This window comes from Pseudoalteromonas sp. T1lg76 (genome assembly GCF_002964725.1).
In the GTDB taxonomy this organism is placed as follows: domain Bacteria; phylum Pseudomonadota; class Gammaproteobacteria; order Enterobacterales; family Alteromonadaceae; genus Pseudoalteromonas.
Map to the genome: position 1 here is coordinate 1 of NZ_PQCE01000016.1, position 7,670 is coordinate 7,670.

Here is a 7,670-nt window from a genome sequence, read left to right on the forward strand (position 1 = left end):
CTCAGTTGGGAGAGCATCGCCCTTACAAGGCGAGGGTCACTGGTTCAAGTCCAGTACAACCCACCATCATCTTGATGGAGTTAAGGAAAACGATGCTTGCATCGCATTATTATCCTTAGCAAGGCGAGGTTTATTGGTAAAATCCAGTACAACCCACCATCTACTAAAACGTAATCCTAATGCGGGTTGTTAGCTCAGTTGGGAGAGCATCGCCCTTACAAGGCGAGGGTCACTGGTTCAAGTCCAGTACAACCCACCATCTACTTCAAAACTATCTTCCCGATGCTCTAGCATCGCGCTATTACGCTTAGCAAGTCGAAGTTCACTGGTTCAAGCCAGTACAACCAACAATCTACTTCAAAACTATCTTGCCGATGCTCTAGCATCGCGCTATTACGCTTATCAAGTCGAAGTTCACTAGTTCAAGCCAGTACAACCCACCATCTACTTCAAAACTATCTTTCCCGATGCTCTAGCATCGCGCTATTACGCTTAGCAAGTCGAAGTTCACTGGTTCAAGTCCAGTACAACCCACCATCTACTTCAAAACTATCTTTCCTGATGCTCTAGCATCGCGCTCTTACGCTCAGCAAGTCGAAGTTCACTAGTTCAAGCCAGTACAACCAACAATCTACTTCAAGATACTTTTCTCGATGAAACCTGCTCGCTTACCTGGGATCTGCTTAGCCAGTTAGAAATTAAGTTCAACAGATATAAACAGGCACAGAGCTACCTCAGTACAGCCGCTGGCAATGTGTGTCAAAGCCTGTATATTGATGCCTTAAATCAATAACAAACGAACCCAAAATGAATAAACTAACAGCCCTGGCTCTTGGTGTATCACTGGCTTTGGCCGGTTGCCAAGACGCCCCTGCCCCACAACAAGAAAATCAAACACAGGCAGTCTCTGTGGCACCAAGCTCGCAGCAAATAGCCAAGGTAGTCGATGCCTATACTCAGCGCTTTATCGACCACCAGAGCGCGCTGGCGACATCCTTAAAATTGTCGAGCGAGCAATATGGTCCTTACGCCAGCAAGTTACCGGATTATTCAGTGGCCGGTATGCAACGCCTGCAACAAGATATGCGCAATGCCGCTGAGCAGTTGGCTGATTTGCAACACTCGGCATTGGCACCAAAAGATGCCTTACACCTTAAGGTCAATCAGGTGATCGCCAACTACTATGCTGGCGATGCCGATTTTGCCGCCGGTTATATCGACACCTGGGGTGGTCACCTCCCCTATGTGGTCAATCAGCTTTCCGGGCCCTTAATCGACCTACCAAATCTGTTAAAAGACCAGCATGAGATAGACTCAGAGCAAGACGCCAAAGACTACCTAGCCCGCCTTCATGCCTTTAGTGACGTGGTGAAGCAAGTGCAAGAAAAGGTCAATGCCGATGCCAAGCTGGGTGTCATTTTACCTAAGGCTTTATTCCCCAACACTTTGGGTTACTTGGAAAACTTCACCTCAGAAGCGCCGGGCAAGCATTCCTTGGTCAGTTCAATGAAAACCAAGTTGGATCAGCTTGAAGGTCTAAGCAAACAACAGGTTACTGAGTATGTGCAACAAGCCGAGGAAATAGTTCGCAGCAAAATTTACCCCGCTTTTGCGAGCATCTACAAAGACATGCAGCGCCTACAAGAGCAAGCACCTGAGCAGGTAGGTATCTGGGCGCAACCCAATGGTGAGGCCTTCTACCAACATGAAATCACTTATTTGGGCGACTCCGACCTCAGTGCCGAACAAATCCACCAGCTGGGCTTGGATGAAGTTAAACGCATTAGCGAGCGTATGGACGAGATTTTAAAGGCAAATGGCTATAGCGAAGGCAGCGTCAACGAGCGCATGCAGCAGCTTAACGCTGAGCCGCGCTTTTTATATGCAGACAGTGATGCAGGTCGCGCCGAGCTATTGGCCTTCCTACGCGAAGAAATCGTCACCATAAATCAAAAAGCACCGGACTACTTCTCAACCCTACCGCCGCAAAAGGTCGAGGTGCGTCGTATTCCAGTGGCTGTGGAAGCGGGCTCGGCCGGTGGTTACTACAATGGTCCGTCGCTCGATGGCTCACGCCCTGGAGTCTTCTATATCAATCTTAAAGATATGGCTGCGGTACCCAGCTTTGGTATGAAGACCCTGACCTATCATGAAGCCGTGCCTGGTCATCACTTCCAAATCGCTTTAAATATGTTGCAGCAAGACATAGGCCTAATGCGCCAAAACGCCTCTTTCAATGCCTATGTTGAAGGCTGGGCTCTGTATTCCGAGCTGCTTGCCTATGAAATGGGCATGTATGAGAACGATCCTTTCGGCGATCTTGGTCGTTTGCAGGCGGAAGTTTATCGCGCCGCGCGCTTGGTGGTAGATACAGGTTTGCATTATAAGAAATGGACTCGTCAGCAAGCCATAGATTACTTTGCTGCGGCCACCGGCAGCCCCATGAGTGATGTGGTGCCTGCCATTGACCGCTATATTGCCTGGCCGGGCCAAGCTCTGGGTTATAAACTGGGTATGCTAAAACTGGTTGAGCTTCGCGAGCGCGCACAGAAAGCGCTTGGTGACAAGTTTGATATCAAGGCCTTCCATGATGTTATCTTACTCTCTGGCGCCCGTCCTATGGCTACCGTCGAGCAGGATGTCGATGCCTGGATAGCCTTACAGAAATAACACCAAGGGCCCAACAGGGCCCTTTGCTTTGCTAATCTTCGCCCTTCACTAGGGCGACGGCATTAATACAATACCGCAGATGCGATGGCGGCGGACCATCGGGAAAGACATGTCCCAAATGGGCATCGCAGACATTACAGATGGTTTCTATGCGCTGCATGCCATGACTGCCATCAGCAATATAAGCGATAGCATTGGCACTTGCAGGTTGGGTGAACGAGGGCCAGCCGCTGCCGCTGTCAAACTTCTCGGACGCATCAAACAAAAGGTTATCGCAACACACGCAGTGATAGCGCCCAGGCTCAAACAAGGTGCAGGACTCACTGCTAAAAGGACGTTCTGTGCCTTTTTTACGGGTCACGTAAAACGCTTCTTCGCTTAGTTGTTCACGCCACTGCTGCTCGGTTTTTTCCACGCGATAAGGAGGCTCGGGGTTGCCCTTCGCGCTCATCATAAGAATATTTTGCCAGTTCAGCATAGTCACTCCAAAATTTGGCTAGTCGGCAAGGCACTTTGACACATCTGCGCGGCTCGGGTCTAGCTCTTAGAGCCTAAACGGGCTTAATACTTAGACCCCGGCTACGGGTTAAAACTGAGATTAGCGGATATAAGCCTTACCCAAACGAATAAGCGCCTGAATGCGATTATCTTCGCGCAGGTCCTTATGATACACAAACCACAGGCTGCTATCGTTATGTGGTTCGATACAATCAAGACGCCTTAGATGGGGGCATTGTCTGGCCTTGCTGTCATCTATGGGGCCAATCCCCAGGCCATTTTCTACCGCAAACTGAATATCCAACAGATTATTGCTCTGGTAACAAATATTGTTCTCGTCAATTGCTTCCAACACCTGTTTAACAAAGGCTAAATTTCTCTTACGCCCGCCAGGCATCACCCAATGATGTTGGCTAAATTCACTTTCGCAGCTCGGTGCATTGTGCAGCTGAAAATAGTGCTCGGAGTAATAATAAGAGAAATTCAGGTCGCTGACCTTTAAGGCCACAAGATCGGCCTGTGTCGGCATGGCTCCGGCGCGAATAGACACATGCGCCCTGCCCTCTGCCAACGGCACTATATCATCGCTGACATCGACAAGAATTTTGAGTTCACGGTACTGCTCTTGCGCCTGCACCAATATCGGATGCAAGAATGAAGAATATTCCGGCAAGGTAGTAATCTTTAGCGTACCTTTAACCTGATCAGAGGTAGCGAAAAGTTGCGATGGCAACTGGTTGAAGCGGCTCTCAATTTCGGGAAAGGTTTCCAATAATCGGGTGCCTGCCTCGGTAATTTGATAACCACGCTGATTGCGAAAAAACAATTTACAGCCTAGGTCTTTTTCCAGCCGGTTAATTTTTCGCAATACCGTGGTGTAATTAATGCCTTCGAATTCCGCGGCTTTCGCCAAAGAGCCGGTAGCGGCAACACGATATGCGACTTTTACATCGTCCCAATTAAACTCTTTCACGCTAAAAAATCCAATGCTTTCCGAATTAGAAGTTTACCTTTGCTTAAATGCCTGTTCGCTATGCATTTTTGCAGAATCATTATGCGCATTTAAGCATTAATTTACCTAAGGATAAAGGATAGCATCACCCCGATAACAAAATTGCTACAAACAAGCGCAAGTGTAACTCGTGTTTATCGGAGGGAATATGAAACCTAATATTGCAATTATCGGCGGTGGAATTGCCGGTTTGGCTTTCGCTATTTACTACAAAAAGCTCGGAGGACGGGTCGATATTTACGAACGCAGCCCGCTTTCAGGACGCGAAGGTTTAGGTTTTATCATGCTTGAAAATGGCGTTAAGGCCATGGCCCAACTAGGTTTGGATGAACAAGCCGCCAAGGTGGGCTATCCGGTTGAGTTATGTAATATCGTCGATGATGAAGGCAACCTGCTGATCGAAGAAACCTTAAAAGGAAGCTACGGGGTAACCCGCAAGGCGTTTTTGGACGTACTGCTAAATGAAATCCCAGCGGAATGGCTGCATTTCGATCATCAGTTTTCGCATTTTGAATGGCATCAAGACGGCAGCGCCAAGCTGGCTTGTTTTACCAATGGTGAGAAAATTGCGGCCGATTACTTCCTCGGCTGTGATGGCGGCCGCTCTGCGGTGCGCGCTCAGATCTTCCCAGAAGCAAAACGCTCCGACATCAAGGTGAAAGAGCTTGTTTCCATCGTCAATAGCCCAGAGCTGGTTCAGCTACTCGAAAATAAGTTCGTTAAGTACAAACACCTGGACGGCGGTCTGGCGGTTGGTATGGTTCCCGCCGACGAGCAAAGCGTGGTTTGGTTTGTACAGTACGACTGCGAACGTTTCGATATTCTTGACGTCAGTGATAGCGGGAAACAGCACTTCGCCGAACGCCTAGTGGGCCAGTGGCCTGACCCGATAAAGGCGCTGATTAAATTAACCGACTTTTCCCAATCCCATATTTGGAATACCTGTTACCTGCTGCCGCTGGAGCGCTTCCACAAACACAATGTGGTGCTGCTAGGTGATGCCGCCCATGCCCTACTGCCCTTTACCAGCCAAGGCGTAAACTCAGCCATTGAAGATGCCATCGAACTGGCAAAGATTTTTGAGTCAAGCGTCGCTGGTTTTGATGTCACCGCACTGGAGCACTTCTCCGTGATGCGCAAAAGCGTTGTTGCCAACTATCTGAACCAGGGGCTAGCCTTGCAGCAGGAGTTTTTAGCGCCGCATCATCACGAACAAAAAATCCCATTCGCTTTTTAAATTGGAGTTAAATTGATGACCACCTCATTATTTGCACATGACCAGGTGCCCTTGGAGACCTTGCGAACTCGGGCTTACAACTTTCGCTGGGCGGAAACCGATGCCGATATCATTCCCCTAACCGCCGCCGATCCGGACTTTGCGGTAGCAAAGGAAATTCGCCAGGCAATTGCCGATTACGCTCAAAGCGGTGTGTTCTCTTATGGACCGCACCTGGGGTTGCCCGAATTTAAAAACGAATTAGCCAATGCCCTAGCAATGCGCAAAGACTACCGCCTTAACCCGGAATTGATCTTGCCCATAGACAGCGCCGCCAGTGGCATGTATGCAACAGCGCGTTTTTGTCTGGAACCAGGTGATGAAGCCATTATTTTTGACCCGGTTGACTTCCTCTTCGAACAGTCAGTGCTGGCTGCCGGTGGTAAGGTGATCCGTTGTCCATACGATAAAGACACAGGTCGTTTTAAACTTGAATTGCTACCAGAGCTTGTGAGCGAGAAAACCCGTCTTATCGGTGTGTGTAACCCGCATAACCCGCTAGGCAAGATTATTCCTTTGGAAGATCTAAAGACCATAGCCGAGTTTGCCAACCAGCACATGCTGTGGATCATGAACGATGAGATTTGGTCGGATATCATCTACCCGGAAAAACAGTTTACCAGCTTCCATCACCTGGCTCCTGAGCTGTGTGAGCGCGTGATCACCGTCTATGGTTTCTCTAAAGCCTTTGGTCTAGCCGGTCTGCGTGTTGGTGCCGTAATTTCACCAAACGCCGAAGTACATCAAAAAATTGTCGACGCCGCATATGTGATGACTACCGCCGGCGGAGTATCGACCATTTCGCAAGTGGCCGCTACCACGGCACTGACAAGCTGTTGGTATTGGGTGGATGCCTTTATTGAGCACCTAACGGCTCTTCGCGACCACGCGGTGCAAAGATTAAATGCCATAGAAGGTGTGAGCTGTCAGGCCCCAGAAGCCACCTATTTATTATTTGCCGATATTTCCGCAACCGGCCTGGAAGCGGAAGAGCTAGTCGAGCACCTGCGCAATTACAAGGTTGCCGTGGTGCCTGGCAATGAACGCTTCTTTGGCCCCGGAGCAAAAGGTCATATACGTATTTGCTTTGCCACCAGCATGGACATCTTAGATCAGGGCTTGGATCGTATCGAGGCAGGGATTAACGCATTAAGGAATGAAAAATAATGGAATGTGATGCAGATATTGGCTGTGTAATGCCGAATTATGACACCAAAAAAGACATAGAGACCAAGGCAACGCAGACGGAGCAAGTGCATCTTGTCTTCGTCACCGACCCTATTTGTTCTCACTGCTGGGCCTTAGAGCCGGTTTGGCGCCGCCTCAAGTTAAACTACCAGGTTAACGAGCGCTATATTCACGGTGGTCTGTTGCCGGGCTGGGAAAACTTTGGCGATCCAGGTAATGGTATCGCCAAGCCCACGGATGTAATCGGCCATTGGCAACAGGTAGCCCAGCACTATCAGCAGCCCATAGACCCATCGATGTGGGCCAAGGATCCAATAAGCAACTCTTATATTCTCTGTCGAGCGGCTATTGCCGTGCGTTTATTGGCCCCCAATCTGGAATCGGCCTTTGTGCGCCTAATGCGTGAACGTATCTTCCTCTACGCCGAGAATATGGCCAAGGATGAAGCACTTTTAGAACTGGTTACCTTGATGGGCATGGATGCACAAGCATTTGCCGCCTTGCTACATTCTGAACAGGTGCTGGCGATATTTAATGCCGAGCAACAGGAAATGATGCAGCTGGGTGCCCGCGGTTTCCCATCGCTCATTTTTAACGGTGATAACGCCTTTAGACTGGCCGGCTCACAGCCGTATCAAAACCTTGAGCGTGCCTTGGTACTGATGGGTGAAGCACAGCCGAAACGCCGCCATTTAACGGTGCAGCAAAAATTGGCATCTTATCCGAGCTGGACCTTACGCGAAGCCTGTGAAGTGTTGCAGGTAAGCCCTGAGGAAGCTCGTATAGAACTGTATCAATTCGGTTTTATCGAAAGTCAGATTGCCGGTGGCAGCTTCTGGTACCAAGCAGCGCCTTAGACGCTCTCTATTTATACAAATTCTGTTAAGTATGTGATCAGAGATAGCGCTGGATAAATGATGTGAACACAAGGCGGAGTTTTTCTTATGTAGTTATTCTACATAGAAAAATTCCAACACAGTGAGCATGATATTTAGCCCGCTAGAATGATTAGCTATTTAAGTGAAT

At 49.0% G+C, this 7,670-nt stretch carries 6 protein-coding genes and 1 tRNA gene; 5 read left to right on the forward strand and 2 right to left on the reverse strand.

Annotated features, from left to right (window positions below; all coding sequences use genetic code 11):
- Window positions 1-183: 183 nt before the first annotated feature.
- Window positions 184-259, forward strand: a tRNA-Val gene (locus tag C2M35_RS07240).
- Window positions 260-807: 548 nt separating this feature from the next.
- Window positions 808-2,670: a DUF885 domain-containing protein gene (locus tag C2M35_RS07245; protein WP_105264964.1), complete on the forward strand. Its 1,863-nt coding sequence runs from the start codon at window positions 808-810 to the stop codon at window positions 2,668-2,670.
- Window positions 2,671-2,701: 31 nt separating this feature from the next.
- Here C2M35_RS07245 and msrB read toward each other — a convergent pair whose 3' ends face one another.
- Together msrB and C2M35_RS07255 are read right to left on the reverse strand one after the other, a co-directional pair.
- Complete coding sequence (gene msrB / locus C2M35_RS07250) at window positions 2,702-3,148, reverse strand: peptide-methionine (R)-S-oxide reductase MsrB (protein WP_105200628.1); 447 nt, start codon at window positions 3,146-3,148, stop codon at window positions 2,702-2,704.
- Between the two features lie 120 nt (window positions 3,149-3,268).
- Window positions 3,269-4,141 (reverse strand): LysR family transcriptional regulator, encoded by an 873-nt coding sequence (locus C2M35_RS07255; RefSeq protein ID WP_105258488.1) that lies wholly within the window; start codon window positions 4,139-4,141, stop codon window positions 3,269-3,271.
- Between the two features lie 187 nt (window positions 4,142-4,328).
- Here C2M35_RS07255 and C2M35_RS07260 point away from each other — a divergent pair, with 187 nt between their 5' ends.
- From C2M35_RS07260 to C2M35_RS07270, 3 genes are read left to right on the forward strand one after another with little or no spacing between them, the layout of a single operon-like run.
- On the forward strand, window positions 4,329-5,417 hold the full coding sequence (locus tag C2M35_RS07260; RefSeq protein WP_105258489.1) for an FAD-dependent oxidoreductase: 1,089 nt from the start codon (window positions 4,329-4,331) through the stop codon (window positions 5,415-5,417).
- 15 nt (window positions 5,418-5,432) lie between these two features.
- Window positions 5,433-6,623, forward strand: coding sequence for a pyridoxal phosphate-dependent aminotransferase (locus tag C2M35_RS07265; protein ID WP_105200631.1), 1,191 nt, complete (start codon window positions 5,433-5,435; stop codon window positions 6,621-6,623).
- Window positions 6,623-7,501 carry a DsbA family protein gene (locus C2M35_RS07270; protein ID WP_105200632.1) on the forward strand — a complete coding sequence of 293 codons (879 nt, stop codon included), beginning with the start codon at window positions 6,623-6,625 and terminating at the stop codon, window positions 7,499-7,501. The genes C2M35_RS07265 and C2M35_RS07270 overlap by 1 nt, the downstream gene beginning before the upstream one ends.
- Window positions 7,502-7,670: the final 169 nt, after the last annotated feature.

Bases quoted from the DNA above. Each gene is read 5' to 3' on its own strand.
- C2M35_RS07245 (WP_105264964.1), top strand. From the start codon at position 808: ATGAATAAACTAACAGCCCTGGCTCTTGGTGTATCACTGGCTTTGGCC.
- msrB (WP_105200628.1), bottom strand. From the start codon at position 3,148: ATGCTGAACTGGCAAAATATTCTTATGATGAGCGCGAAGGGCAACCCC.
- C2M35_RS07260 (WP_105258489.1), top strand. From the start codon at position 4,329: ATGAAACCTAATATTGCAATTATCGGCGGTGGAATTGCCGGTTTGGCT.
- C2M35_RS07265 (WP_105200631.1), top strand. From the start codon at position 5,433: ATGACCACCTCATTATTTGCACATGACCAGGTGCCCTTGGAGACCTTG.
- C2M35_RS07270 (WP_105200632.1), top strand. From the start codon at position 6,623: ATGGAATGTGATGCAGATATTGGCTGTGTAATGCCGAATTATGACACC.